The following is a 503-nucleotide window of genomic DNA, read 5'->3' on the forward strand; positions in this document are numbered from 1 at the left end:
TTGGTAGGGCTTGCCGCCGAGGAGCTCGCTGAAGTGCCGTACGTGGGCGGCGGAGAAGATCGGCAGGAACTCGTCGGGGAAGTAGAGCGCCAGTGTTTTGGTGACGAGCGCCTGCCCGTACACCAGTGTGCCCAGATCGTTGATCCGGTTGAAATCGCCGTTCTCGACGGCGTTGAAGGCTTCTACGAATTCCTGGCGGACCTTGTTCCACGCCTCTTGGTGATCGAGCTTGCGCAGCGGAGCCGGGAGTCGCCACTCGCCGCTGCGGTGACGGTAGACGATGTGCTTGGCGGCGCTCCCTCCCCGAATACTGCCGAGCGCTTCGGTGCCGTACTCCATGAGCCAGCATAACGGGCGGGGACTGTCCCCGTACCGCTGTGCGCCGAGTGCGTACCGCTCCACCGGGAGGGTGAGCCACTCCTCCCGAGGGAACTCGGCCAGCGCCCGCTGACGGTCCTCACCGGCTCTTGCGACCACGTTGGCCAGAACTCCCCGATCAAAGG

The 503-nt window shown here is 65.0% G+C and carries 1 pseudogene; it reads right to left on the reverse strand.

Annotation, left to right across the window (positions count from 1 at the left end):
* Positions 1 to 339: pseudogene (locus ACSNOK_RS33390) on the reverse strand (ATP-binding protein); the annotation flags it as partial.
* Positions 340 to 503: the final 164 nt, after the last annotated feature.

It is taken from the genome of Streptomyces sp. URMC 126 (assembly GCF_051386555.1).
In the GTDB taxonomy this organism is placed as follows: Bacteria; Actinomycetota; Actinomycetes; order Streptomycetales; family Streptomycetaceae; genus Streptomyces.